1 protein-coding gene is annotated in these 401 nt (G+C 38.9%); it reads left to right on the forward strand.

The genetic code is table 11. The features are described 5' to 3' along the window. The coding region (locus J7R13_RS09205) for a hypothetical protein (RefSeq protein ID WP_208438341.1) at positions 1–401 on the forward strand (401 nt) is incomplete at both ends.

The following is a 401-nucleotide window of genomic DNA, read 5'->3' on the forward strand; positions in this document are numbered from 1 at the left end:
AAACCATTTACTGTTGATCCAACGTTTTCAGCACATTTATTCTATCGCCTGCGTAGTGCATCTGTCGATTCAACCGTAGCATTAACTTGGCTTGAAAAGCAATTGAAAAGCCAAGGCAGTAGCTTAGAGATTGCAACAGCTGATGAACATACCCGACAAGCAGCAGATGGTGTGACCATGGGAAATATTATCCGTGCTCTTAAAGCTATAGATGATGTTGATTGGACAGAATGGTTTGAAACAGTGAGTTGTGTCGATTCTATTTTGCGTAAAAATAGTGATTTTTCTGAAATTGATTCTCACTCACGCAATATTTATCGACAAGTCATTGAAAAAGTTGCACGCTTTTCGCCTCTTAGTGAGCTGGAAATTGCACATAAAGTTGTAGAAATGGCAAATTC

The sequence above is a fragment of the Bartonella taylorii 8TBB genome, assembly GCF_902825155.1.
GTDB classification, from domain to species: Bacteria; Pseudomonadota; Alphaproteobacteria; order Rhizobiales; family Rhizobiaceae; genus Bartonella; species Bartonella taylorii_A.